Origin of the sequence: Microbacterium sp. E-13 (assembly GCF_049912955.1) — a bacterium.
Lineage (GTDB): Bacteria > Actinomycetota > Actinomycetes > Actinomycetales > Microbacteriaceae > Microbacterium.
On sequence record NZ_CP183973.1, the window covers coordinates 3,288,317 to 3,313,546 of the forward strand.

Annotated in this window: 25 protein-coding genes and 1 pseudogene; 13 read left to right on the forward strand and 13 right to left on the reverse strand. The window is 70.8% G+C overall.

Annotation, left to right across the window (positions count from 1 at the left end; translation table 11 throughout):
• Positions 1-3: 3 nt before the first annotated feature.
• Entirely contained in the window at positions 4-1,482 is a 1,479-nt protein-coding gene (locus ACN9MP_RS15265; RefSeq protein WP_426321543.1) for an MFS transporter, read from the reverse strand.
• Positions 1,483-1,737: 255 nt separating this feature from the next.
• Between ACN9MP_RS15265 and ACN9MP_RS15270 the strand changes: the two genes are divergently transcribed.
• A complete protein-coding gene (locus ACN9MP_RS15270) occupies positions 1,738-2,574 on the forward strand; it encodes an esterase/lipase family protein (protein WP_426321545.1) in 837 nt (278 codons plus the stop codon).
• 25 nt (positions 2,575-2,599) lie between these two features.
• Here ACN9MP_RS15270 and ACN9MP_RS15275 read toward each other — a convergent pair whose 3' ends face one another.
• Both ACN9MP_RS15275 and ACN9MP_RS15280 read right to left on the reverse strand, forming a co-directional pair.
• A complete protein-coding gene (locus ACN9MP_RS15275) occupies positions 2,600-2,959 on the reverse strand; it encodes an HNH endonuclease (protein WP_426321547.1) in 360 nt (119 codons plus the stop codon).
• 171 nt (positions 2,960-3,130) lie between these two features.
• Positions 3,131-3,943 (reverse strand): Cof-type HAD-IIB family hydrolase, encoded by an 813-nt coding sequence (locus ACN9MP_RS15280; protein WP_426321548.1) that lies wholly within the window; start codon positions 3,941-3,943, stop codon positions 3,131-3,133.
• 121 nt (positions 3,944-4,064) lie between these two features.
• Between ACN9MP_RS15280 and pgi the strand changes: the two genes are divergently transcribed.
• The 3 genes from pgi (at position 4,065) to ACN9MP_RS15295 (ending at position 7,546) form a co-directional block, all read left to right on the forward strand.
• Complete coding sequence (pgi, locus tag ACN9MP_RS15285; protein WP_426321550.1) at positions 4,065-5,747, forward strand: glucose-6-phosphate isomerase; 1,683 nt, start codon at positions 4,065-4,067, stop codon at positions 5,745-5,747.
• Positions 5,748-6,004: 257 nt separating this feature from the next.
• Complete coding sequence (locus ACN9MP_RS15290) at positions 6,005-6,907, forward strand: phospholipase (RefSeq protein WP_426321551.1); 903 nt, start codon at positions 6,005-6,007, stop codon at positions 6,905-6,907.
• Positions 6,908-7,003: 96 nt separating this feature from the next.
• Complete coding sequence (locus tag ACN9MP_RS15295; protein ID WP_426321553.1) at positions 7,004-7,546, forward strand: NUDIX domain-containing protein; 543 nt, start codon at positions 7,004-7,006, stop codon at positions 7,544-7,546.
• Between the two features lie 314 nt (positions 7,547-7,860).
• Here the strand turns inward: ACN9MP_RS15295 and ACN9MP_RS15300 are convergent.
• Positions 7,861-8,364: pseudogene (locus ACN9MP_RS15300) on the reverse strand (sodium:solute symporter family transporter); the annotation flags it as partial.
• Here ACN9MP_RS15300 and ACN9MP_RS15305 point away from each other — a divergent pair.
• From ACN9MP_RS15305 to ACN9MP_RS15320, 4 genes are read left to right on the forward strand one after another with little or no spacing between them, the layout of a single operon-like run.
• Complete coding sequence (locus tag ACN9MP_RS15305) at positions 8,323-9,507, forward strand: sensor histidine kinase (RefSeq protein WP_426321555.1); 1,185 nt, start codon at positions 8,323-8,325, stop codon at positions 9,505-9,507. The pseudogene ACN9MP_RS15300 and the gene ACN9MP_RS15305 overlap by 42 nt on opposite strands.
• Positions 9,504-10,241, forward strand: coding sequence for a LytR/AlgR family response regulator transcription factor (locus ACN9MP_RS15310; RefSeq protein WP_426321557.1), 738 nt, complete (start codon positions 9,504-9,506; stop codon positions 10,239-10,241). The genes ACN9MP_RS15305 and ACN9MP_RS15310 overlap by 4 nt, the downstream gene beginning before the upstream one ends.
• A complete protein-coding gene (locus ACN9MP_RS15315; RefSeq protein ID WP_426321558.1) occupies positions 10,238-10,699 on the forward strand; it encodes a hypothetical protein in 462 nt (153 codons plus the stop codon). Before ACN9MP_RS15310 ends, ACN9MP_RS15315 begins: the two co-directional genes overlap by 4 nt.
• Positions 10,696-12,177 (forward strand): cation acetate symporter, encoded by a 1,482-nt coding sequence (locus ACN9MP_RS15320; protein ID WP_426321560.1) that lies wholly within the window; start codon positions 10,696-10,698, stop codon positions 12,175-12,177. Before ACN9MP_RS15315 ends, ACN9MP_RS15320 begins: the two co-directional genes overlap by 4 nt.
• A 36-nt stretch (positions 12,178-12,213) precedes the next feature.
• Here the strand turns inward: ACN9MP_RS15320 and ACN9MP_RS15325 are convergent, their stop codons facing one another.
• A complete protein-coding gene (locus ACN9MP_RS15325) occupies positions 12,214-14,013 on the reverse strand; it encodes a DUF2207 domain-containing protein (protein WP_426321562.1) in 1,800 nt (599 codons plus the stop codon).
• 42 nt (positions 14,014-14,055) lie between these two features.
• Between ACN9MP_RS15325 and ACN9MP_RS15330 the strand changes: the two genes are divergently transcribed.
• Complete coding sequence (locus tag ACN9MP_RS15330; RefSeq protein WP_426321564.1) at positions 14,056-14,496, forward strand: MarR family winged helix-turn-helix transcriptional regulator; 441 nt, start codon at positions 14,056-14,058, stop codon at positions 14,494-14,496.
• 27 nt (positions 14,497-14,523) lie between these two features.
• Here the strand turns inward: ACN9MP_RS15330 and ACN9MP_RS15335 are convergent, their stop codons facing one another.
• Entirely contained in the window at positions 14,524-15,258 is a 735-nt protein-coding gene (locus ACN9MP_RS15335; protein ID WP_426321565.1) for an ABC transporter permease, read from the reverse strand.
• Positions 15,255-16,085, reverse strand: coding sequence for an ABC transporter ATP-binding protein (locus ACN9MP_RS15340; protein ID WP_426326071.1), 831 nt, complete (start codon positions 16,083-16,085; stop codon positions 15,255-15,257). Before ACN9MP_RS15340 ends, ACN9MP_RS15335 begins: the two co-directional genes overlap by 4 nt.
• A 136-nt stretch (positions 16,086-16,221) precedes the next feature.
• Here ACN9MP_RS15340 and ACN9MP_RS15345 point away from each other — a divergent pair, with 136 nt between their 5' ends.
• Positions 16,222-16,836, forward strand: coding sequence for a thymidine kinase (locus ACN9MP_RS15345; RefSeq protein WP_426321566.1), 615 nt, complete (start codon positions 16,222-16,224; stop codon positions 16,834-16,836).
• Between the two features lie 35 nt (positions 16,837-16,871).
• Here ACN9MP_RS15345 and ACN9MP_RS15350 read toward each other — a convergent pair whose 3' ends face one another.
• Entirely contained in the window at positions 16,872-17,327 is a 456-nt protein-coding gene (locus tag ACN9MP_RS15350; RefSeq protein WP_426321568.1) for an Hsp20/alpha crystallin family protein, read from the reverse strand.
• Between the two features lie 733 nt (positions 17,328-18,060).
• Between ACN9MP_RS15350 and ACN9MP_RS15355 the strand changes: the two genes are divergently transcribed.
• Positions 18,061-19,047: a hypothetical protein gene (locus tag ACN9MP_RS15355; RefSeq protein WP_426321569.1), complete on the forward strand. Its 987-nt coding sequence runs from the start codon at positions 18,061-18,063 to the stop codon at positions 19,045-19,047.
• A 310-nt stretch (positions 19,048-19,357) separates the two neighbouring features.
• Here the strand turns inward: ACN9MP_RS15355 and ACN9MP_RS15360 are convergent, their stop codons facing one another.
• Entirely contained in the window at positions 19,358-20,950 is a 1,593-nt protein-coding gene (locus ACN9MP_RS15360) for an L-serine ammonia-lyase, iron-sulfur-dependent, subunit alpha (RefSeq protein WP_426321571.1), read from the reverse strand.
• Positions 20,951-21,055: 105 nt separating this feature from the next.
• The gene (locus tag ACN9MP_RS15365; RefSeq protein WP_426321573.1) at positions 21,056-21,424 is read right to left on the reverse strand and encodes a VOC family protein; all 369 of its coding nucleotides are present in this window, start codon (positions 21,422-21,424) and stop codon (positions 21,056-21,058) included.
• 124 nt (positions 21,425-21,548) lie between these two features.
• On the opposite strand from ACN9MP_RS15365, the gene ACN9MP_RS15370 reads away from it, so the two are divergent.
• A complete protein-coding gene (locus ACN9MP_RS15370; RefSeq protein ID WP_426321575.1) occupies positions 21,549-21,716 on the forward strand; it encodes a hypothetical protein in 168 nt (55 codons plus the stop codon).
• A gap of 18 nt (positions 21,717-21,734) precedes the next feature.
• Here the strand turns inward: ACN9MP_RS15370 and ACN9MP_RS15375 are convergent, their stop codons facing one another.
• Entirely contained in the window at positions 21,735-22,967 is a 1,233-nt protein-coding gene (locus ACN9MP_RS15375; protein WP_426326073.1) for an NAD(P)/FAD-dependent oxidoreductase, read from the reverse strand.
• Positions 22,968-23,051: 84 nt separating this feature from the next.
• Entirely contained in the window at positions 23,052-23,594 is a 543-nt protein-coding gene (locus tag ACN9MP_RS15380) for an SRPBCC family protein (RefSeq protein ID WP_426321577.1), read from the reverse strand.
• A 223-nt stretch (positions 23,595-23,817) separates the two neighbouring features.
• Here ACN9MP_RS15380 and ACN9MP_RS15385 point away from each other — a divergent pair, with 223 nt between their 5' ends.
• A complete protein-coding gene (locus ACN9MP_RS15385) occupies positions 23,818-24,552 on the forward strand; it encodes a hemerythrin domain-containing protein (RefSeq protein WP_426321579.1) in 735 nt (244 codons plus the stop codon).
• Here the strand turns inward: ACN9MP_RS15385 and ACN9MP_RS15390 are convergent.
• The gene (locus tag ACN9MP_RS15390; RefSeq protein WP_426321580.1) at positions 24,519-25,169 is read right to left on the reverse strand and encodes a TetR family transcriptional regulator; all 651 of its coding nucleotides are present in this window, start codon (positions 25,167-25,169) and stop codon (positions 24,519-24,521) included. The genes ACN9MP_RS15385 and ACN9MP_RS15390 overlap by 34 nt on opposite strands.
• Between the last annotated feature and the right edge of the window lie 61 nt (positions 25,170-25,230).

Genomic DNA, 25,230 nt, shown 5'->3' on the forward strand with positions numbered 1-25,230 from the left:
TCGTCAGCGCAGGCCCGAACGCAGGTTGTCTTCGTCGACCGGGGCGGCGACCGGGCTGCCGGCATCCGTCCCCTGTCCGTCCCCTTCATCCGCACCGGCGACCTGCAGCGACGGGGGTGCCGCCGCATATGCGTCGGAGAGCTCGCGATAGGGCCTGGAGACGAAGGCGAGCAGCACGACGAGCAGCAGTACGAGGCTCGCACCCACGAACGCGAGCGCGATGCCCCGCGCCTCGCCGTCGCCCAGCAGCCAGCCGAACGTGTTCTGACCCTCGGGCGACCCCATGTAGGGGATCAGCCAGAACTGCGCGACCGGTCCGATGAGGAAGGCCGACACGGGCGCCGCAGCGGACTCGACGCTCGCGGCGAAACCGAACACGCGGCCCTGCTTCTCGAAGGGCACGACGCGCTGCACGATGGTCTGCTCGGACGCTTCGGCGATCGGCATGAGCGCCATGAAGACGAGGATGCCGAGCGCGTACAGCCACCACCACTCGCGGATGGCGAACGTCATGCCGAGGAGGGCGATGCCGACGTTCACCAGCAGCAGCGTGCGCACCGGGTTCTTGCCGAGCCCGAACCTGGCCACGAGAGAGCCGCCGATGATGAAGCCGAAGCTCGTGATACCGAGGATGATGCCCCACATCTCGACCGAGAACAGGGTCAGGCCGTACGGATCCATGAGCGCCATGAAGACGCCGCCCACCAGGTTGTTGAAGGTGGAGAAGAGCACGAGCGCGAGAAGGCCCGGCACCGCCATGACCGCCGGGATCACGCCCCGGAATCCGAAACCCTTCGCGACCTCTCCCTCGACGTGTGCCACGCCGCGCTCGGGGATCGGCACGAACAGCAGGTGGATGAGCGCCACGGCGGTGGCCGCGACGGCGATCGCGATGGTCCAGCCCATGCCCAGGAGGCCGATCGACAGGCCGGAGAACACGCTCGTGACCATGAAGGCGATGCCCTGCACCGCGCCGACCAGCCCGTTCGCCCTGTCTCGCCGGTCGCCCGGCACCAGGAGGGTGACCGTCGTCGACAGCGCGATGTTTCGGAGGTTCTCGACGACGCCGCCGATGAGGACCACGCCGGCGAAAGCCCAGAACCAAGGCCCGGTCCAGTCCAGGAGCGCGCTCTCGGGGAACGCCAGGAACATCGCCCCCGAGACGAGGTACGCACTCGTCGTCACGATGCTCGAGAGCAGCATGACGGCCTTCTTCTTCATGCGATCGACGATCACGCCGAACACGACGCCGAACACCGCCACGAGCAGCATGTACGAGCCGCCGATGATCGCCGTGGCGAGGACGGACTGCGTCTCGAGGTAGACCCAGAAGGTGAGCGAGAACCAGAGGTAGCTGCTCGTCACGTTGGCGAGCGCGGTGTTGACCAGCACCTGGTAGAAGGCCCGCAGCGTGCGCGGGCCCGGCGTGATCTGCGGGGCTTCCTCGGATGGCGCGGGCCCGGCGGGGCTCGGCTGGCTCATGGGATTCCTTCGGCGTGTTCGCGGTCGGAGAGGAGGATGCGAGGGCGTCCGCTGAATGCGGACAGTGTTCACATTCGGTGCTCTCACCGTACGGCCTGCTGGTCGGCGGTGCACGGTTTCGCCGACATCGCCGTGCACGGGCCGGTCCGGTGGCAGCCGCCGGAGGTGATCGACGCCCTCGGGGCATCGGTCGTGGAATGCGCGATCACCGGCGTCCGCGGCACCGAGACCCCGCCGCGCTCGTAGACTGCGGGAATGGCCGACCGGGCAGCATCCGTCGCCCCTCCCCGCCCTTCCGCGCTGCGGCGAGGGCTGTGGTGGGCCGCCGACTACCTCTACGCGGGGCGCCGGCAGCTGACGGTCTTCTCGTTCCCCTGGTCGATCGGACACCCTCGCCCGACACCCGGTTCGTGGCGAGAGGGTGACCCGGCCCTTCCCGAGGTGTACCTGCTGCCCGGCGTCTACGAGCACTGGACGTTCCTGCGCCCGCTCGGCGACGCGGTCGCGGCGGCCGGCCACCGCGTGCAGGTCGTGCACGGGCTCGGCGTCAACCGGCACAGCGTTCCCGACACCGCCGACCTTCTCGAGCGCATGCTCGCGGCGACGCCGGCTCCCCCCGCCGGGCGGGTGCTCGTCGCCCACAGCAAAGGCGGGCTCATCGGCAAGCACGTGCTCATGACCTCGGGCGCGGCGGTTCGCGCCGCTGCGGCGGCCGCCTCCGGAGCGGACCCGACGGATGCCGCCGCCCGCGCCGCACCCGGCTCCGGCGCCCGCCCGCTGGGGCTTCTCGGCCTGGTGGCCGTCGCCACGCCGTTCGGCGGAGCACGGCGGGCGCGCATCTTCGTGGATCCCAGCATCCGCGCCTTCCTGCCCGAGGACGAGACCATCGTCATGCTCGGGCGGGAGACGTCGATCAACGGCCGCATCGTCTCGGTCTTCGGCCCGTACGATCCGCACATCCCCGAGGGCAGCGCACTCGACGGCGCGACGAACATCGAAGTGCCTGCCGCCGGCCACTTCCGCGTGCTCGGGTCGCCGGCCACGCAGCGGGCGGTGCTTGACGGGATCTCACTGCTCAGCCGACCCGACTGAGGACGCGGATGCGACCGCGGAGGGGTCAGGCCGGCGGGTGCCCGGCGCTCCGCCACGCGGCCAGCACCTCGACGTGGCGGAGCAGGAACGCGCGCTCGTCCAGCCGCTTGCGGCGGAGCCAGCCGGTCACCTCGTCGTTGCACTTGCTCGCGTTGCACGACCGGCACGCGGGAACGACGTTCTCGAACGTGTACCTCCCGCCGCGGGAGATCGGCAGCACGCAGTCCTTCTGGAACGGGCCGTCCGTTCCGCCGCAGTAGGCGCAGGCACCCCACGCCTCGAGGAGCGACTGCCACTCGTCGAGAGTGAGGTCGTTGTCGGCGGCGGCCACGCGCCGGGCGCGACGCCGCGCCGCGCGCGCACGCCTGCTCTGACTCACCGCCATGCCCGACACGCTACCCACCTGGCGGCAGGAGGCCGGCGCGACTCGGCCGCCTGCGCCGAGATCGTGTGTTCTCGCCGAGGTGACACGTCGTCGACGGGTGGATCGTGTCACCTCGGCGAGAACACACGATCCCGACATGACGGATGCCGCGCACCGGCGTGCGCGAGCAGCTCACCCGTCGAGAAGCTTCTCGATCGTCGTGATGACGCCGTGGTCGAGGTTCGACGGAGCCCGGAAGCGCGCGCGTGCGGCGACCTGCGGGTGGGCGTTGGCCATCGCGAACGACAGGGACGCGGCATCCATCATCTCGAGGTCGTTGAGATAGTCCCCGAAGACCGCGGTCTGCTCGTGGGTGATGCCGGTCGCGGCCTGGAGCCGGCGCAGCGCCTGCCCCTTGTTGACGCCCTGGTTCATGACGTCGATCCAGTGGTGTCCGGAGACGACCACCTGGTGCGTCGCTCGGAGGTCGTCGAGTGCGGGCGCGGTGGCCGCCGCGTCGGCGAAGTCGAAGATCGCGATCTTCAGCACCTGATCGTCGATGGCGAGAAGGTCGTCGACCGTCTCGAGACGCGCGTAGTACTTCTGCGCCTCGGCGAGGAATGCGGCATCCGCCCGTTCGATGTAGGCGGAACGCTTGCCGCACACGACGACGCCGAGGTCGCTGCCGTCGGCCGCGATCCTCCTCAGGCGCGCGATGAGCGATGCGGTGAACGCGGCATCCATCGCGTCCGAGCTGATCTCGGTCTCGCCCTCGACGACGTACGCGCCGTTCTCGGCGATGAAGACGGCGTCGTCGAGGTGCCCGGCGAAGGACCGGCGGAGGGTCGCGAGCTGCCTCCCGCTCGCCGGCGCGAAGCGGATGCCGCGCGCGTGCAGGCGGCCGAGCAGCGGCCACAGCGCGTCGGGGATGCGGCCCTCGCCGTCGAGCAGGGTTCCGTCCATGTCGACGGCGATCAGTCGCAGGCCGGGTGAGGGAAAGGGCATGAGGCTCAAGCCTACGGTCGTCGAGCACGCGCGAGACCGGCGCCGAGACTCACAGCGCGCCCAGCCGACCGGTGAGAAATGCGTAACCAACGCCGGCATCTGCGCGGGTACGTTGGGGTGCGTGACAGCTCCCATCGATGCCACCGCCACGTCCGCCTGGGCCGAGCTCAGCTCCCTCCGCGACTCGTTCGCGCCCGATCTGCGGGGCTGGTTCGCCGGGGATCCCCGCCGCGCCGAGCGCCTCAGCTTCGAGCTCGCCGACCTGCACGTCGATCTGTCGAAGAACCTCGTCACCGACGAGATCCTCGCGGCTCTGGTGCGCCTCGCCGAGCAGACCGGCGTCGCCGAGCGCTACGCCGCGATGCTCGCCGGCGAGCACATCAACACCACCGAAGACCGCGCGGTGCTCCACACGGCCCTGCGCCGGCCGGCGGGCGCCCAGCCCCCGCTCGTCGTCGACGGGCAGGATGTCGACGCCGACGTGCAGTCGGTGCTCACCGCGATGACGGAGTTCGCCGACCGCGTGCGGTCGGGCCAGTGGCGGGGCGTGACCGGCAAGAAGGTCACCCATATCGTCAACATCGGCATCGGCGGGTCCGACCTCGGCCCGGTCATGGTCTCGGCGGCCCTCGAGCCGTACGGGACCGCCGGCATCCAGGCGCGTTTCGTCTCGAACATCGACCCCTTCGACCTCGCGCACAAGACCAAGGGCCTCGACCCCGAGACGACGCTCTTCATCGTCGCCTCGAAGACCTTCACCACCCTGGAGACGCTGACGAACGCGCGCCTCGCCCGCGATTGGCTGTGGGCCGGTCTCGAGAAGGCGGGCGCGATCGACGGCGGCGACGAGCAGAGGACGGATGCGGTGGCCCACCACTTCGTCGCCGTCTCGACCGCACTCGACAAGGTCGCCGCGTTCGGCATCGACCCCGTGAACGCCTTCGGCTTCTGGGACTGGGTGGGTGGACGGTACTCCGTGGACTCCGCCATCGGCCTGTCGCTCATGATCGAGTTCGGACCCGGGGTGTTCCGCGAGCTGCTGGCGGGCTTCCACGCCGTCGACGAGCACATGCGCACGACCCCGCTCGAGCGCAACGTGCCGGTACTGATGGGACTCCTCAACGTCTGGTACTCGAACTTCCTCGGCGCGCAGTCCCACGCGGTGCTGCCGTACGCGCAGCAGCTCAGCCGGTTCGCCGCGTACCTGCAGCAGCTGACCATGGAGTCCAACGGCAAGTCGGTGCGCTGGGACGGCTCCCCCGTCACCACCGACACCGGCGAGGTCTTCTGGGGGGAGCCGGGCACCAACGGCCAGCACGCGTTCTACCAGCTGATCCATCAGGGAACGCGCCTGATCCCGGCGGACTTCATCGCCTTCGCGAATCCCGCGTACGCTCTCGAGGACGGCGGCCGCGACGTGCACGGGCTGTTCCTGTCGAACTTCCTCGCCCAGACGAAGGCGCTGGCATTCGGCAAGACCGCCGAAGAGGTCGAGGCCGAGGGCACGACCGGCGCCCTCGTCGCCGCGCGGACGTTCGCGGGCAACAGGCCGACGACGTCGATCTTCGCACCGGCCCTCACGCCCGCGGTGCTCGGTCAGCTGGTCGCACTGTACGAGCACATCACCTTCACCCAGGGCGTCATCTGGGGCGTGAACTCGTTCGACCAGTGGGGCGTCGAGCTCGGCAAGCAGCTGGCCCTGCAGATCGCGCCGGCGATCGAGGGCGACGAGACGGCGATCGCGGCACAGGATGCCTCGACGCGGGCGCTCCTCGCTTACTACTCCCAGCACCGCACGCGCTGAGCGACGACGGATGCCGCGGCCGCGGCATCCGTCACCTCCCCGCTTCGCGCTGCCCGAACCTGCAACCGCGCTCGTCGACGACGGGCGCGGTTGCAGGTTTCGACCGCGCGAACCCGCGGGCGTTCACGTTCCACTCAGGAAACCACCGGGAGTCGTCCAGACGCGATGAGGCAGACTCGTGGACTTGTGCGTCCGACCCGAAGGCGCACGCGCGCCGGTACCCGCGGCGCACAACCTGAAAGATCGTTACGTTCGCCATGCATACAGACCAGTCGCACACTCCTGCCCCCCGTTCTCGCCGACGCTTCTTCGCCCCCGCCGTCGCCGCCGGCACCGCCCTCGGCATCCTCGCCACTGTCGGGCTCACACTCGCCTCGCCGACTCTCGCCGCCGCCGCACCGCTCGCCGCCTCCGCCATCGCCTCGGCCGCCGCGCCGGAGGCGACCGCCGAGACGCTTCGCGACATCCGCGTCGACGCGAAGGGCACGCTGCTCTCCGCCCGCGTCGCGCTGACCGAGGCCGATTCCGTCACCACCGAGATCGCCGCCTCTGGGCTCGACCTGGGCGCCGACACCTCGGTCGACACGACCGCGCTCGAGCAGGCGACGCACCGCCTCTCGAAGTTCGACGTCGTTCCCATGCTCCTCGTCCCCGGTCTCGCCGCCGATACGACCACCGTCATCGACAGGGTCGAGACCCGCGTCTCGCAGCTGCGTGATCAGCTGACGGCCGCCAAGGAGAAGAAGGCCGCAGAAGAAGCGGCCGCCGCTGCCGCCGCAGCCGCGGCCGAGGCGGCCGCCGAGGCGCAGCGGCAGGCCGAGGCCGCCGCCGCCGCACTGGCCGCGGCGAACACCCCCGAGGGCGCCAAGGCGACCGCGCGCCAGATGGCCGCGTCGCAGTACGGCTGGGGCGACGGCCAGTTCTCGTGCCTCGAGTCGCTCTGGAACAAGGAGTCCGGCTGGAACTACCAGGCCTTCAACTCCGGCAGCGGGGCGACCGGCATCCCGCAGTCGCTCCCCGGAAGCAAGATGGCCAGCGCCGGCGCCGACTGGCAGACCAACGCGGCCACGCAGATCGCCTGGGGCCTCGGCTACATCGCCGGCTCGTACGGCACGCCCTGCGCCGCCTGGGGCCACTCGCAGGCGACCGACTGGTACTGATCCGCGTCGATCCCCGCTCGGATGCCGCTCTCGACTCTTCGTCGAGGGCGGCATCGCCGTCTCCGGGGCGCCCCGCGCGCCCGTAGGGTGGCGTGCATGGCCTGGAAGACCCTCGCGTCGCGCACCGTCTACGAGAACCGCTGGATGCGGGTTCGTGAGGACGACGTCGTCGGACCCTACGGCGCGGGCATCTACGGGGTGGTGGAGATGCAGCATCCCGCCGTCTTCGTCGTCGCTCTCGACGCCGAAGATCGCGTCTGCCTGGTGTCGCTCAGCCGCTACGCCACCGGCGGCAGGTCACTGGAGGTTCCCGCCGGCGGCTCGGACGGCGAGGATCCCCTGGTCGCCGGGCAGCGCGAGCTGGCCGAGGAGACCGGGTTCGCCGCGTCGGACTGGACCCGTCTGGGCTCGATGAACGCCCTCAACGGCATCGCGAATGCGCCGGAGCACGTCTTCCTCGCCCGCAACCTGAGCCGTGTCGCCGACGCCGCGTCGTCGCAGGGCGAGGAGGGGATCGACGAGGTGCGGTGGGTGCCGTTCGCTGAGGTCCTCGAGCTGATCGCGGCGGGCGGGATCACGGACGGCGAGACGATCGCGGCGCTCGCGTACGCGGGCATCCACCTCGGCCGCTTCCGCTGATCTCCGCCTCCCAACGCGCCGGAACCGTCCGTCCGGACTCCCAGCGAATCCATCACGAAAAGATAACGAGAAACGCTTGCCAGCGTTACCTGGTCGTTATAGAGTGCTCAGCACGGTAGTTGTTTTGCTGTGGCAGCTACCGGCATGTGATTGCAGGACACTCTTGGTGCAAGGGACAAGGGCCGGTCGGTAGCCTCTCCGACCGGCCCTTACTCTTGACGCGTCGCGGATCAATGCGAGGAACGAGCGTTGACGCGCGACGGGTCAAGATCGAGTAGGCGAGGAACGAGCCGTATCGAGATCTCCGGCTGGTGTCAGTGGCTGACAGCCTTCTCCGCGCCGATGCCCGTCAGCGAGCGGACCTCCATCTCGGACTGCTTCCGCGGGTCCTCCGTGGTCTTGTCGAGCACGCTGACGATCCAGCCGAGGAAGAAGGCCAGCGGGATCGAGACGATGCCGGGATTCGACAGCGGGAACCAGGCGAAGTCGATCGCCTCGGTCTTCAGCATCGACGTCTCGGAGCCCGAGACGACCGGAGAGAAGGCGATGAGGATGATCGCCGAGGCGAGCCCGCCGTACATGCTCCACAGAGCGCCCTTCGTGGTGAATCGCTTCCAGAACAGCGAGTACACGATGGTGGGCAGGTTCGCGGAGGCCGCGACCGCGAACGCGAGCGCCACGAGGAACGCGACGTTCTGCCCGTTGGCGCCGATGCCGCCGACGATCGCCACGATGCCGATGATGACCACGTCCTCGCCGGGGCTCTCGCGGTCGGCGTGGTCATCCTCCTCCGGCGCATCGTCGTGACCTCGAAGGACCTCGGAACCGACGTCGAGCAGGCGACGTATCAGACCCTTCACCTGGCGAGCCGGGCCGCCAAGCACCTGCGCGGCGGCATCGCCGCGGGCGACGCGACGCGGGCCGGCCGGCATCTCCGGGCGCTGCTCGGGTGCGAGACGCTCGCGCTCGTCGACGCGGCCGGCGACGTCACCGTCGACGGCGACGACGCCGTGCGCGCCGTCGCGGGCAGGCTCGCCGGGGAGGCGCGCGCATCCGGTCGGCCGCAGATGCAGCGGCGAGCACGGATCGGCGGGCGCGAGACGGATGCCGTCGCCGCCCCGATCGTCGCCGGCGGCGTGTCTTCGGGGGCGATCGTTGCCTTCGCACCTCGCGTGCGTGCCGGGCTCGTGCGCGCGACGGGCGAGGTGGCGGACTGGGTGGCGGCGCAGGTCGAGCTGGGTGAGCTCGATGCGTCGAGAGCCGCGCTCGCCGAGGCAGAGGTGCGCGCCCTGCGCGCGCAGATCAGCCCGCACTTCATCTACAACTCGCTGAACGCGATCGCATCGTTCATCAACACCGATCCGGCGAAGGCGCGAGAGCTCGTGCTGGAGTTCGCGGACTTCACGCGGTACTCGTTCCGCCGGCACGGCGACTTCACCACCGTGGCGGAAGAGCTGCGCTCGATCGACAGCTACCTGAAGCTCGAGCGCGCCCGATTCGGCGACCGCTTGAAGGTGACGCTGCAGATCGCCCCCGAGGTGCTGTCGACGGTGGTGCCGTTCCTCTCTATCCAGCCGCTCGTCGAGAACGCCGTCCGCCACGGCCTCGAGGGCAAGGAGGGCGGGGGGCGCATCACGATCGAGGCCTCCGACCAGGGGGCGTTCGCCGAGATCAGCGTCGAGGACGACGGCGTCGGCATCGACCCGGTCGTGCTCGAACGCGCGCTCGCCGGCGGCGCACCCGGCGAGCACGTCGGTCTGCGCAACGTCGACGCGCGACTCCGGCAGGTGTACGGCGAGGAGCACGGGCTGGTCGTCGAGACGAACGTCGGCGCAGGCACGCTGGTGCGGATGCGGGTCCCCAAGTCGCAGCCGGGCCGGGCGGCGGCATCCGCCGGCTCCGACCGCGTCGGAGCCACGGCGGATCGCCGCCGAGCCCCCGAAGGGAGAATGGAAGCGTGATCTCCGTGCTCATCGCCGACGACGAGCAGCCCGCGATCGACGAGCTCGCCTTCCTGCTCGGACAGGACGCCCGCATCGGCATCATCCACCACGCTTCGTCGGGCGCCGAGGCGATCCGGCTGCTCACGCGGGAGCCCGTCGACGCCGCGTTCCTCGACATCCACATGCCCGGCCTCAACGGCTTCGATCTCGCCCGGGCCGTGCAGCGCTTCGAGCGGCGCCCCGCTCTCGTGTTCGTCACCGCGGACGAAGAGGGCGCTCTCGAGGCGTTCGACCTCGCCGCCGTCGACTACCTGCTGAAGCCCGTGCGCAGCGAGCGGCTGCAGCGCTCGGTCACCCGCATCGTCGAGGCGCTCAAGTCTCAGGCCGCGCCGGCGACGGATGCCGCATCCTCTCCCGAGATGATCGCCGTCAGCCTGGGCGGTACCACGCGCATGATCCGGCGAGACGAGGTGCGATATGTGCAGGCGCAGGGCGACTACGCGCGGTTGCACACCGAGGAGGCGAGCTACCTGGTCCGAGTGCCGATGTCGGACCTGGAACGGCAGTGGTCCGACGTGTTCGTGCGGGTCCACCGCTCGTACCTCGTCGCGATCCCGCATCTCGCACGCCTCCGGCTGGGCGGTGATCACCCGAGCGTCACCGTCGGCGGCGCCGAGCTGCCCGTGAGCAGGCGCTGCCTGCCCGCGCTGCGCGAACGCCTCGAGTCCGCGACGATCCGGCCACGCACATGACCTCCCCTGCCTCGAGCGGCGGCGGCCACGAGTCTCGCCCCGCCGGTGCGCCGGACGCGGCCGCCTCGCGCGAGGATCGACCGCTGCAGCCGCCCTCGCGCGTGCGTGTCACGGCTCCGCACGCGGACTCGGCCGCCGCATCCGCCCGACCGGTGCCCCACATCCCCGCGGGCGCCCCGACGAGCGACATCGCGGGCGTGTATGTGCGCTCGCTCATCCGCTCGCAGCTGCGGCTCGGGATCGTGTTCGCCGTGGGGTTCGCCGTCGCCACCGCGGTGTTCGTGCTCGCGATCGCCTTCGTCCCGCAGCTCGACGCCACGTTCGTCGCCGGTGTGCCGCTGTCGTGGCTGCTCCTCGGCGCCGGCGTCTATCCGCTCGCGATCACGGTCGGCGGACTCTATCTGCGCGCCGCGTCACGGAACGAAGCGCGCTACCGGTCGCTCACGGAGGACGAGTGAACGCCGCGATCGGCTACATCGCGATCGCCGCCGTCGCGGTCGTGTCGGCGCTGATCGGGTTCTACGGACTGCGGGTCTCGCGCACGACGAGCGACTTCTATGTGGCGAGCCGCACCGTGCGGCCATGGTGGAACGCGTCGGCCATCGGCGGTGAGTACCTGTCGGCGGCGTCGTTCCTCGGCATCGCCGGGCTCATCCTCCTCAGCGGCTCCGCCGCGCTGTGGTTCCCCATCGGGTACACCGCCGGATACCTCATGCTGCTGCTCTTCGTCGCCGCGCCGCTCCGCCGCTCGGGCGCGTACACCATCCCCGACTTCACCGAGGCGCGGCTGGAGTCCGTCTGGGTGCGACGCGTCACGAGCACCCTCGTGATCGTCATCGGCTGGTTCTACATCGTGCCGCAGCTCCAGGGGGCGGCGCTCACAGTGCGGATCACGACGGGCCTGCCCGCGTGGATGGGGTCACTCGCCGTCGCGATCATCGTCGCGGTGGTCGTCGCGGCGGGCGGCATGCGCTCGATCACGTTCGTGCAGGCGTTCCAGTTCTGGCTCAAGCTCACGGCACTCGCGATCCCGGTCGTCACGATCCTGCTGCTCGCGGGCGACATGCAGCCCGCACTGCCGCAGGTCGAGGCGTTCCCCACGAGCGCCGGTCCTGGCGACCTGGACGTGTACCGCACGGTGTCGCTCATGGTGGCGCTGCTGCTCGGCACGCTCGGGCTGCCCCACGTGCTGGTCCGCTTCTACACGAACCCCGACGGCGTCGCGGCCCGCCGCACGACCGTCATCGTGCTCGTGCTGCTCTCGGTGTTCTACCTGTTCCCCACGGCGTTCGGGTTCCTCGGACGGATGTTCGCGCCCGACCTCGCCGGCTCGGGCGACGCCGACGCCCTCGTCCTGCTGCTGCCCGACCGACTCGTCCCCGGCCCGTTGGGCGACGTGCTCACCGCGCTCGTCATCGCGGGAGCGTTCGCCGCGTTCCTCTCCACGTCGTCGGGCCTGGTCGTCTCGCTCGCCGGTGTGATCAGCCAGGACCTGCTCGGCGGCAGCGTACGAGGCTTCCGCATCGCGGCCGTGCTGTCGTCGTTCGTGCCGCTGATCGTCGCGCTCGCCACCGAGCCTGCGGGACTCGCCGGCAGCGTCGGACTCGTGTTCGCCTTCACGGCGTCGACGCTGTGCCCCGTGCTGCTGCTGGGCATCTGGTGGCGCGGCCTCACCGCGCGGGGCGCGATCGCGGGCATGCTGACGGGTGCGGCGCTCTCCGGCCTCGCCATCCTCGGCGGCGGCGTCGTGTCGGGGTGGCTGCCGGCGGTGCGCCCCTTCCTCGAGCAGCCCGCCGCCTGGACGGTTCCGCTCGCGGTGCTCGTCACCGTGCTCGTCTCGAGGGCCGACCGGCGCGGCATCCCGCGCGGGACGGATCTGTTCCTCACCCTGCTGCACGTGCCCGAGGCGGCGCGCCCTGCCGGCCGGGACGCCTGAGGACGAACGCAGAAGCGCCGCCTGCCGCACGGCGCCTCACACCCCGCCGCCGCCTCCGCCACCGCCGCCACCCCCGGCAGATCCGCCGCCCCCGGAACCGCCCGACGACGACGAGGACGACGCCGACGCCGACAGGGTGGAGATGCCCGCCGAGAACGCCGCGGCGTTGAACCCGCTCGAGCCGCCGTACCAGCCGGGCGCGTTGCCCTCGCCGTACAGCACGGCCAGCTCCTGTGCCCACTTCTTCTCCTGGCCGAAAACGACCGCGTAGGGCAGCAGTGCCTCGTAGAGCTTCAGCTTCACACGCGGATCGGCGATGTCGACCTTCACGCGCTCCGCACCCTGCGGCGACTGGAGCATGCGGATGCGATCGGCCTCCGCCCACTCGATGAACTCCTCCAATCCGCGCAGATGGTCACGGGCCTCGGCGCCTTTCGCCGTGAGCGGCTTGCGAGCCACCAGGCCGGCGACGACCAGCACGATGAGCACCGCCCCGAAGATCAGCAGCACCGGCACCCAGACGGTCACGTAGGCCGACGCGGCCGCAATGCCGAAGAGGAGCACCAGCGCCGCCGAGCCGATCGCGACGACGAGGGGCACGGCCCGCGCGCGGAGCGGCACCCGGCGCCTGAGGCCCCGGGACCGCAGCTCCTTCTCGGCCGCCTTCAGCACCTTCTGCGCCGTCGTCGAGAATCGGGTGTCGCTGCCGCCGAACTCGAACTCCTCACCCGGCGTGCCCGACGGGAACAGACCGGGAAGCAGCATCCGTCCGTCTCCGTCGGCCAGCGACGGGTCCACGAGCACCGCCTTCAACCGCGTGCGGCTGAACCATCTGCGCGGGCCCTCTTCGATGCGGATGCTGCCCACCACGGCCTGCTCGAGCACCTCGGCGGGGATCGCCTTGCTGGTCTTGCCGAGCAGCACGGCGCTCTCGAGGGCGTCGATGTCGCGCGGCGGCGTGTATTCCGCGATGATCACGGGCCGGCCGGGTTCGTCGCGGAGGTGGCGCACCCGGGCGATGACAGCCAGCACGACGGCCGTGGTCAGCCCGAGCAGGCCCACGCCGGACTGCAGCCAGCCCCACGGCGAGGCGAAGTACGACGGGTCGAACGCCGTGAACGTCCGCGGAGCGAAGCCGATCGCGATCGTCATCGTCTGGTACGGCTGCAGGTTCTCGGCCGACGCCGCGACCGCGCCGTCGACGTCGGCGATCGCGCACTGCTGATCGTCGCCCTCGTAGCCGAAGTAGCAGGCCTGCGACCCGGTGCGCGCGGCCTCCAGGTCGTCGGGCATCGTGACTCGCGCCGTGACGCGCCCGAACGACTGCGGCCAGCCGGTGCCGTTCACGTCCCAGTAGAACTCGTCCGACGCCGTGTCGGGGAAGTACCGCGTGACGTTCTCCAGCGTGTACGTGAAGACGTACGTCTGGCGGCCGTGCACGAATCCGTCCGCCCGCGACGTCATGAAGTAGAAGCCGTCTTCGGACTCCGTCTCGGCGGCGCGGGTCGCCCCGTTCTCGTCGGTGATCGACACGAGATGCGGGTTGAGCGGAGCACCCTGGTAGTTGTCGGGGATGGCGCGCCGCATGCCGTGGTTCTGGTCGAAGTCGGGAAAGACCGCGACGAAGGTCTCGACCACGGTCAGCGTGCTCGTGCCGTCCTCGGCGCGACCGAGCCGGTACTCCACGTCGAGGCTCTCGAACGAGAAGTCGTCGACGCCGGCATGGGCCGGCAGGGCGACGAGCGCGGCGAACAGCAGCCCCGCGAACGCTGCCAGCACCAGCCGCATGGCACCGAGGCGACGCGGGCGCGACGGCGCAAGGTCAGAAGTCCCCATGGGGCCAGCCTAGGGTGGGTCGCCTGCCCTAATCTTGTCGATATGACGGACCGCCGCCTCGCCATCGATGCCTGGGAGAGCCTCTTCCGGGCCCAGCACGAGGTGTTCGGCGACATCAATGACGACTTCGACGATGAGACGCTGAGTCAGGCCGAATACGACGTGCTCCTCACCGTCACGCGCGGTGACGACCTCACCGCGCGCCTGCGTGACGTCACGGCCAACATGCTCATCAGCCAGCCCAGCGTGTCGCGCCTCGTCGACCGCATGGTCGTGCGCGGACTGCTCACCAAGTGCGCCGATCCCGACGACGGGCGCGGCGCGCTCGTGCACGCGACGGATGCCGGCGCCGCACTGTTCCGGCGCATCGCCAGCGCACACGGCAAAGCCATCGCCGAGCGGATGTCGCTCCTCACGGACGACGAGCTCACCCAGCTCCGCGACCTCACCGCCAAACTGCGCAAGACCACGCCCGGCTGGTGAGGCGCGCCGCACTCGGTCGCTGAAGAGCTATGGGGTGCGACGGCGAAGCGTGAGCGACGCGAGGATCAGCGCCCCGACGGCGAACGCGACGACGACGAGCAGCGGTCCGAAGACATCCCATCCCTCGTCACCATCGGTCACCGCGTTGATCGTGTCGATGGCGTAGCTCAACGGCAGCACCTTGGAGATCTGATACAGGGCCTCCGGCATGTCCTCACGCGGCATGAAGAGGCCGCCGAGGATGATCTGCGGGAACACGATCAGCGGCATGAACTGCACCGCCTGGAACTCCGTGCGCGCGAACGCGCTCGCCAGCAGCCCGAGCGCGGTGCCGAGGATCGCGTCGACGACCGCGACGAGTCCGAGCTGCCACAGCGGGCCCTCCACCTCCAGTCCGCAGACCCACACGGCGAACGTCACCGTGATGACGGCCTGCAACGTCGCCATGAGCCCGAACGCCAGCCCGTAGCCGAGGATGAAGTCGGCCTTCGCGATGGGCGTCGTCATCAGCCGTTCGAGGGTGCCGGAGCGGCGCTCGCGCAGGGTGGTGATGGACGTGATGAGGAACATCACGATGAACGGGAACAGCGCGAGGATCGGTCCGCCGAACTGATCGAAGACGCCCTCCTGATCGCTGAACAGCCACGCGAACAGGCCCACCAGCAGGCTCGGCGCGACCAGCATCAGTGCGATGGACCGCGGGTCGTGGCTGAGCTGGCGGAGGACGCGTCCGGCCGTGGCGAGGGTGAGCGCACCGTTCACGACGCGCTCCCGTCGCGCCCGCGGTGCCCGTGCGACTCCGCGTGCGGCGCGTGCTCCCTCGCCTCGCGGCGCGTGAGGGGGTGGTCGGGTGCCGCCACCCCCGGTCCCTGAGCCTCTCGGACGGCGTCGCGCTCGATGAGCGTGAGGAACGCGGCATCCGGATCCGTCGTCCCGGTGTCGGCGAAGAGGCCGTCCGGTGTGGTGTCGGCGATGATGCGACCCGCCCGCATGAGCACCAGGCGATCGCAGCGGAGCGCTTCGTCCATGACATGGCTCGAGACGATGAGGGTCGCGCCGGCGTCGGCGAGTCCGCGGAAGATCTCCCACAGGTCGGCGCGCAGCAGCGGGTCGAGGCCCACCGTCGGCTCATCGAGCACGAGCAGCTCGGGCGCCCCGAGCATGGCGACCGCGAGGGACACGCGGCTCTCCTGCCCTCCGCTCAGCGAGTCGATCGTCTGATCGCGCTGGTCGGCCAGGCCCACCTGCTCGATGACGCGGTCGACGTCGGCGCGAGGGGCGGCGACCAGTCGCGCGAAGTAGCGGAGGTTCTGGTGGATCGTGAGGTCGCCGTAGACCGAGGCGGCCTGCGTGTCGTATGCCACCCGCCTGCGGAGCGCAGGGGAGCCGGCCGGCTCCCCGAGCACGGTCACCTCGCCGCCGGCGAGCTTCTGAACGCCGACGATGGAGCGCATCAGCGTCGTCTTGCCGCATCCCGACGGGCCCAGCAGCCCGGTGATCTGCCCACGCGGGATGTCGAGATCCAGCCCCGAGAAGACCTCCGTCTTTCCGCGCGTGACGTGCAGGCCCCGCACGTGGACCGCATCCACCCCCGGCTGCGCGAGTCTGCGGCGCTTCTCGGACGCCGCCGTGTCGTCGATCACGGGGTCAGCATAGGCCGGGACACCCCGCGTGCGGCAGCGGTCACCCGCGGTCGCTGTCCCCGGGGCGACATAGTCTGGCGCCATGCACACGCGCAACCAGGCGAGGCTGCAGGTCGTGGCGGGCCCCATGTTCGCCGGAAAGTCCGAGGAGCTGCTGCGACGCGTGCGACGCGCGCGCATCGCCGGGCTCGACGTCGAGGTGTACAGCCACGCGCTCGACGACCGCCGCGGCGACGGGCAGGTGAGCTCGCACTCCGGCCTCAGTGTGCCCTCACGGTCGGTCTCCGACGTGGACGCGCTCCTCGCCGCCGTCCGCGAGCGTCCCCTCGACCTCATCGCCGTCGACGAGGCGCAGTTCTTCGGACCCGCTCTGGTGGCAGCCGTCGACGCGCTCGTGGCCGACGGCCTCACGGTCGTCGTCTCGGGCCTCTGCGTCACCTTCGACGGCCGCCCGTTCGAACCGCTCCCAGCGCTGATGGCGATCGCCGAAGACGTGCTCAAGCTCACTGCGGTATGCGCGGTCTGCGGCGAGGACGCCGCCTTCCACCAGCGCATCTCGTCGACCGGAGCCGGCGATCCGCTGGTGCCGACCCACGCTCAGGTCGGGGGCATCGAGTCGTACCAGGCGCGCTGCCGGCGCCACTTCACGGACGGGGTGCGCGACCCGGATACGCAGAAACGGATGCTTCGCCCCTGAGCCCAGGGGCGAAGCATCCGTCTTCTGCAATCGCGTTACTGCTCGATCGGCTGAGGTGCGTCGCTGGACTCGTGCGCCTTGATGGTGGGCGCACCGCCCTCCGCCATCACCTCGATCTTGCGCGGCTTCGCCTTCTCGCTCACCGGGATCGTCACGCTCAGCACGCCGTTGCTGTAGCTCGCCGAGATGCGCTCCGTGTCGATGCCCTGCCCGAGGTTGAGCTGGCGGAGGAAGCTCGCGCCCTCACGCTCGCGGGTGATCCACTTGACGTCGTCGCCGCTCGTGAGCGTGCGTTCGGCGCGGATCGTGAGCAGCTGGCCGTCGACGTCGATGTCGACCGAACCCGGGTCGATGCCGGGAAGGTCGGCGGTCAGGACGTAGTGGTCGCCGTCGCGGTAGAGGTCCATCGGCATGCGGCGCGGGCCGCGGCGGGTGTCGAAGAGACCCGACGCAAGGCGGTCGAGGTCGCGGAACGGGTCGTACGTGGCCATGGGGTGTCTCCTCTCGTTCAGGAGTTGAGTCGGGGCGGCTCAACTACGTTCAGATTAGCACTCTCCTGGTGACAGTGCTAAGCGTTGGTGCGTTCGCTCTGAACGAACGCGGGGTGGGTGGCCGCCGGTGGTCGGCGCGCGCCGCCGAGGTGGCAGAAGGCGTCGCCTCCGTGGCCCGAGAACGAGCGCTGCTGCCACCTTCGCGGTGCGACGCGACGCGAAGGGGGCAGGAAGCGTCGGCCCCCCGCACCCGGAGCCGACCACAGCCGCCACCTTCCCGGCGCGAGGCGACGCGAAGGGGGCAGGAAGCGTCGGCCCCCGCACCCGGAGCCGACCACAGCCGCCACCTTCCCGGCGCGCGCCGCCGAGGTGGCAGAAGGCGTCGCCTCCGTGGCCCGAGAACGAGCACTGCTGCCACCTTCGCGGTGCGAGGCGGCGCGAAGGGGGCAGGAAGCGTCGGCCCCCGCACCCGGAGCCGACCACAGCCGCCACCTACCCGGCGCGAGGCGGCGCGAAGGTGACAGGAAGCGTCGGCCCCCGCGCCCGGAGCCGACCACAACCGCCACTATGCCGAGGAGGCAGCCGTCGTCGGCTCATCACAGAGGCAGCGCCACCAGCTACCACATCTGTTTTGCGCATCGGCCCCTCCTCCCCAACGCGAGTGGCGCAGCCTCATCCCACAGATCCGCGCGGACGGCCCACTGCCGGCCGACCCTGAGAGCATTCTGAACGGATGCCGCGTCCCGCCTCCCCGCTTCCCGCAGAGCTCGGCGCGAGCTTCCGCTGCGACGACGCGCTCGGCGCGGGAGTCAGCCGCCGGCGACTGCGCGCCGATGACCTCGAGACACCGTTTCGCGGCGTCCGGCTCCGTGCCGAGCAGAGACCGGACGAAGACCTGGTCGACGGCGCGCCTTTGGCTCGCGACCATGCCCAACGACGACGCGTGATGCGTCTCGCCCGCGCATACGCCGAGGTGATGGCCCCTCACGCGTTCTACTCCGGGCGGACCGCGGCGGTCATCCTGGGCGCCCCCATGGCTCATGGCCACGACCTCGAGGTGGGCGTCCGGGCTCCGGCCCGTGCACCGCGGCGCCGAGGCATCCGTGCCGTGAAGGTTGCATCCGCTCTCGTCAGCGTGCAGGAGTGGGAGGGAATGCGCGTCAGCAGTCCGGCCTCGACGTGGGCGATGCTGGCGCGCGAGCTCGACGTGCGCGAACTCGTGGTGCTCGGCGACGCGTTCGTCCGGGTGCCGCGCAACGAACACGGCAAGCCGCAAGCGCACCTGCAACTGGCGACGCCGCAGCAGCTGCGACGAGCCGCAGCGGCCGGCCCACGCCGCGGTGTGGCCAGACTCCGTGCGGCTCTCGAACTCATCCGCGTGGGAAGCGCCTCCCCCTTGGAGACCGAGTATCGGATCGACGCCGGCGCGGCCGGCCTGCCCGACCCCGAGCTGGACGTTGAGATCCGCCATGCGAGCGGGCGGCTGCTCGGAATCTCGGATGCCGTCTACCGGCAGTTTCGAACGATCGTGGAGGTCGAGGGTGATCACCACCGCACCAGCCGAGCCCAATGGAACCGCGACATCGAAAAGTATGCCGCGTACGCGGCCGCGGGGTGGGATGTCGTCCGGCTCACCGCCGATCACATCCGCGGCCCGAGCCCGCGCGCTGTATCGATCGTGCGCGAGGTCTTGCTGCGCCGCGGGTGGCGCGCGGCATAGCGAGACGCATCTTCCCGTGTGCCAGCGGGTCTCGAACTTCCGACCTCGCCTCCGCAGAAAGTGGCACCCAGCGCCGCACGCAGCCGCCGCACACGACCACACCCGCCACCTCCACGCCACACCCCCGCACGAAGGTGGCACCCAGCGCCGCGCGCACCCGCCGCACACGACCACACCCGCCACCTCCACGCCACACCCCCGCACGAAGGTGGCACCCAGCGCCGCGCGCACCCGCCGCACACGACCACACCCGCCACCTCCACGCCACACCCCCGTCTGCGCCGGAGGACCGGCGCACGACCGAGCGGGGTCAGCACTCGATGACGTTGACGGCGAGACCGCCCTCGCTCGTCTCCTTGTACTTGTGCGACATGTCGATGCCGGTCTGGCGCATGGTCTCCACGACGGCGTCGAGCGAGACGTAGTGCGAGCCGTCGCCGCGCAGGGCCAGGCGCGCGGCGGTGACCGCGGTCGACGCGGCGATCGCGTTCCGCTCGATGCACGGAATCTGCACGAGCCCGCCGACGGGGTCGCACGTGAGCCCGAGATGGTGCTCCATCGCGATCTCGGCGGCGTTCTCGATCTGCCGGTTGGTGCCGCCCATGACCGCGGTCAGCCCACCGGCGGCCATCGCGCAGGCCGAGCCGACCTCCGCCTGGCAGCCGCCCTCGGCACCCGAGATCGACGCGTTGGCCTTGAAGAGCGAACCCAGCGCGGTCGCCGTGAGAAGGAATCGACGGATGCCGCGGCGACGGTTCGCCTCGGCCACCTGCTCTTCGTCCCACGTGGCGGCCTCGGCGGCCGTCGCGGCGTGGCCGTGGTAGCCGAGCAGCGCGCTGCCGACGAGTTCGCCGTACGGGGTCACGGCGTTGCCGGCACCCAGACCGGAGTCGGCGAGGAAGCGCCACCAGTACATCGCGACGGCGGGCACGATGCCGGCCGCACCGTTCGTGGGCGCCGTCACCACGCGGCCGCCGGCCGCGTTCTCCTCGTTGACGGCGAGCGCGAAAGCACCGAGCCATTCTCCCGGGAGCTCGCGGCGACCGTCGGCCTCGGCGGTCTCGAGCTGCGCGCGGATGGATGCCGCCCTCCGCTTGACCCCGAGCATCCCGGGGAGCACTCCTTCCGCGTCCAGGCCCGCCTCGACGCACGCGGCCATCGCGTTCCAGATCGCGTCGAGCCCCTCCGCGATCTGCTCGTCGGGACGCAGCGCCTCCTCGTTGATGCGCGCGGCCTCGGCGATGGTGATGCCGCGCTCGTCGCACAGTGCGAGCAGCTCCTCGGCGCTCGCGAAGTCGACCGGAAACGCGTGGGGCCGCATCTGCGGCGGCTCGCCCTCGCGCCGGATGAACCCGCCGCCGACGGAGTAGTACGTCTCGCGCACGAGGAGTCCGGCATCCGTCCCCGCCACCGGCGTCGTCTGCGCGACGGACGCCGCCCCGGTCTCGCGCACCCCCGACGATGCGCAGGGCGCTCGGGGCGGACCGTCACCGGGCGCGGTCCACGCCTCCAGCGTGAGCGCGTTCGGGTGCCCCGGCAGCCGTGTCCGCGCCGCGAACACCACGTCGCCCCGCGCGAACGGAACTGCGTGCGCACCCGACAGGAGAAGCGCATGACGGTCGGGCCAGTCGGTCCACGCGGAGCGCACGGCATCGGGGTCCACCGTCTCGGGTTCGAGACCCTGAAGTCCCGCGACGACCGCGTCGGGGGTGCCGTGGCCGATGCCCGTGGCACCGAGGGAGCCGTAGAGGGTGCAGGTCACGCGGCCGACCCGCGGCAGCACGCCGGACTCGCGCAGCCGGACGGCGAAGTCATGGGCGGCCCGCATGGGGCCGACCGTGTGGGAGCTCGAGGGTCCAACGCCGATGGAGAACAGCTCGAACGCCGAGACGTAGGCGCTCATCACGTCCAGGCTACGCCGTCGCTTCCTGCAGCCTGCACGCCGTTATCGAGTCGATAGCGACAGGATGCTGCACCCCGCGTCATCGCCCTGTGCAGGATGCCGGGTTCAGTCCTTCGGCTCGAACGAAACGAGGCCGACCGTGTTGCCCTCGGAGTCCTTGATGAACACCTGCCACTCGTCGTGGCCGGCGGGGCCGAGCACGCCGTTCTCGTGCGTGAAGATGACGTGCGGCGGGGTCACCACATCGGCACGCTCGCCCAGCCGCTTGAGCGCGGCCCGGACGTCCTCGACGTGCAGATAGAGGATGGATGGCGGCGCACCGCGCTCGAGCATCAGCCGTACTCCGTCGAGGTCGAAGAAGAGGAGCCCGGGCGGGTCGAAGACCGCTGTGGGCTCGACCCCGAGGAGCTCCGAGTAGAACCCGGCGGCGCGGTCGAGATCGTCGGCGTGCTGGGCCACCTGGACGAGTCGCATGGCGTCATTCTGCCGCGGACGCCCCTTCGCGCGCAGCAATGCCCTGGCGCATCGCGCACGGTTGCGATAGGCAGGAAGGAGCCGGCGCGACCGTGCCGGGGGTCGTGCGAGAAGGAGACCGTCGATGCTCTTCGTCATTTACCTGATCCTGCTGGTCGGCGGAATGGTGCTCGTCGGGCTCTCCTTCGCCTCCCCGATCCTTCCGGGGCTGGTGTTCGTGGCGGGAGTGCTGAGCATCAGCGCCGCCGTCGCCGTGCCGATCACGGCGGGCGTGTTCGAACAGCGGAAGTGACAGCAGGCGCCCGCCTCGTCACACGCGTCCGGTGAGGATCAGGTTCCAGTAGACCCAGGGCAGCACGTGCCGGTCGAAGATCCACGACAGCCGGCTCTCGCGGTACATGCGCTTCAAGAACGGGATCGTGGGCTTCTGCCTGCCCTTGTCGTCGAACTCCGCCCACACCACCGTCGACCGCGAGACCGTGAAGGGGCACACCGCGTAGCCGTCGTAGCGGGCCTTGGGCTCCTTGCCTCGCAGCGCGCGCTTGACGTTCTTCGCCAGCACCCACGTCTGCTTGCGCAGGGCGCCGCCGCACTTCGAGTTCGTGGTGGCCGCAGCATCTCCGAGCGACCAGACGTTGGGGAACCGCGGATGCCGCAGCGTCTGCGGATCGACCTCGACGAATCCGCCCGTCGAGCCCGGCGCGGACAGACTCGAGGCCTTCAGCCAGTCGGGGGCGGATTGCGGCGGCTCGACGTTCAGCACGTCGTACGGCAGGTGCTCCGGCCCTTCCGCCCCTCCGAGCACGACCTCCTGCGCGTCCGAGTCGACCCGCAGCAGCACGCTCCGCGTGCGCAGCTCGATGCCGTACTCCGCGATCTTGCGGTGAAGCTCTTTGTCGAACGGCGCGAGGAACGCGCTCTCGGTCGGCACCACCATCACCACGCGGATCGCGTCGAGCACGCCCGTCGCCCGCCAGTAGTCGCACGCCTGGTACATCGGCTTCTGCGCGGCGCCGGCGCAGGACGCGGGACCGTCGGGCTGGGTGAAGACGACGGTCCCCTCCTTCAGGTCGCGCAGGAGCGACGACGCCTTCCTCGCCAGGTCGAGCTCGTAATGGGATGCCGCCGCCGGCGTCCGCATCGCCTCCGCGAGTCCGGGCACGCGGTTCCAGTCGAGCTGGATGCCGGGACACACGATGAGCTGGTCGTAGGTCAGCCGCTCGCCGCTCTCGAGCACGACCGCGCCCGACTGCGGCTGCACCGAGGCCACGGCATCCTTGATCCACTCGACGCCCTTCGGCATGACGTCGCGCTGCGGACGGACCGTGGTGCCGGCGGGCGCGGTGCCGCCCGCCACGTGCGAGAACAGCGGCTTGTAGAGGTGCTCATCGCGCGGCTCGACGATCGCGATGTCGTCGACGCCGGCGTTGCGCAGGCGCGCCGCGACGGAGATGCCGCCGTTGCCGCCGCCGATGACCAGCACCCGATGATGGGCTCCGCTCTCGGGGGCATTCTCACTCGTGGCCGGCGGGTCGGCTGTCATGTCCATGCAGCGACGTTATGCACCGCCGCGGCGGGTCACAGGGGGCTTGTGCGCCGGACATTCGCGACGCATGATGCCCCGCCGTCAGCGGACGTCAGCGGTGCGGCGAGCGGGAGCAGAGCCGGGGAGGGGAGCAGAGTGATGCAGCTGCCACGATCCCGCGGCTCGCGCCTGGGCCGTCAGCACGCGGTCGAGGCGCCGGAAGTCGCCCGCGAGGATCATGTGCGTCGCCCATCCGGGAAGCCACCCGACCTGCCAGCGCAGCGCGTCGCTCAGGTCGCCCGAGTATTCGGCGCGCACGACGGTAGCCTCGCCCGACTCCCGGCAGGCGTACTCGACACGGGAGTTCCAGGGAGCAGACGACAGCCACACCACTCGCCCGTTCTCATCCAGCGACTCCAGCTGATCGATGAAGTGGGCGCGGAACGGCCCGATGCGGTCCGTCGCCATCCACCTTGTCCCGACCCGCGGCGGCCCGTCGTCGATCTGTCGGCGGAAGGCGACGGCGGGAGCGAAGTCATGCCACCTCGTCGGGTCGCACAGGTAGGGGAAGACGACGTGGATCGGGTGGTTGACCGTGGCGTGCACGACGACACGGCGCTCCCATCGGCGGTCGGTCGAACTCATACTGTCCCCAATCGTCATCGATCGAGGTCTCGCTCCCCCAGGAGCCGAGGTCCCCACGGTCCAGAGAGTAGGGGCCCCTTGCCCCGCGCGACAAGAGCCCCGCGAACGCGGCGGCCGCTCGCTCGCCGGGCTGTGCCATGGGGGCCATCGGCGTAGGATGCGGCTGTCCGCCGCGCGTGGGGCGCCAACGATCGGTGAAGCGTGGCGGGATCGGGGGATCCGCATGGCCACGAAGCTGCCGTCCTCGGGCGCACTGCCCGACGGGGAGGCACCCGGGTGCGACCCGTCCGGCCTCCTCCTCGTGCACCGCATCTTCCGCTGGCTCTACCGTGAGCTGCCGCTGCTCGTCCGCGACGTGAAAGCGGGCGACACGGCGCGATCCGCGATCGTCGGCGACTACGCGAAGCTCGATTTCTTCGCCCTGCACCTGCACCACGAGACCGAAGACACCGTGCTGTGGGATCGCCTCACCGCCCGCGATCCCGGATGCGCGGTGCACGTCGACCAGATGCGCGCGCAGCACGCGGAGGTCGCCGCGCAGCTCGAGCGCATCGAGCCTCAGCTCGCGCCGTGGGTGGCCACCGCGGACCCCGCACTGCGGGACTCGTTCGCCACCGACATCGAGGCGCTCCGCGACACCCTGTACGCGCACCTCGGGCAGGAGGAGGACGACATCATGCCCGTCGCCGAGAAGGTCCTCTCGCAGCGCGAGTGGGACGAGCTCGAAGCGCACACCCGCACCGCCCTGACCGCCCGCCGCAAGGAGTTCTCGCGCGACGTGCTGTCGCTGCAGCTCGGGCTGCTGCTGGCGAGCGTGCCCGAAGGCGAGCGCGAGGAGTGGTTCCGCGCCAACGTTCCCGCGCCCATCCGGCTCCTCTACCTGCTGCTGATGAAGAGGCGCTACGACCGCGCGATGCAGGAGCTCTACCCCGGCCGGCCCGTGCCCGCGATGGTCTGACGGCCGGTTTCGCGGGCGCCGCCGGCGCGGAGCTGCTCGAGTCCGCCGATGAGGAGATCGACGCCGAAGGCGAAGTCCGCCGCGGCACCGCCGTCGCGGTGCGGAGCCAGACCCGTGTCGGGCTGCACGACTCCCAGGCTGTCGTACTGCATGCGCTGCTGCTCGTGCGAGACGTGACCGATGACGAAGTGCAGGAGGGCCGACGACGCCGGACCGGCGATCACCCGGTCATGGCCGTCCGCCTCGATCGCGGCCTCCAAGCGGTCCTGGGCCGCAGTGGCGCCGAGGCCGAGGGCGAGCGTGCTCGAGACCACCTCGGCGCCGTCGCGATAGGCGAGCAGGCGGTCTCTCAGCGCCATCGCCTCCGAGCGCGTGCGCGACGCCGCTGCCGCCCCCTCGTCGGGCGCGGCTCCGCGCCCGACGATACGGTCCGCCAACTCGGCGAGCAGGGTCTGCTTGTTCGGGAAGTGCCAGTACAGCGCGCTGGGCTGCACGTCGAGAGCCGCCGCGAGCCGGCGCATCGTGAGCTCGGGAAGCCCTTCGTCGTCGAGGATCTGCAGCGCCGCCCGCGCCACGTCGTCCTTCGTGTGACGTCGCGCGCTTTCCGATCTGACCATCCCCGCAGTATAGTGAACGCCGTTCTAGTGAACGGTGTTCAGGTCGAGCTTCCTCGACGGA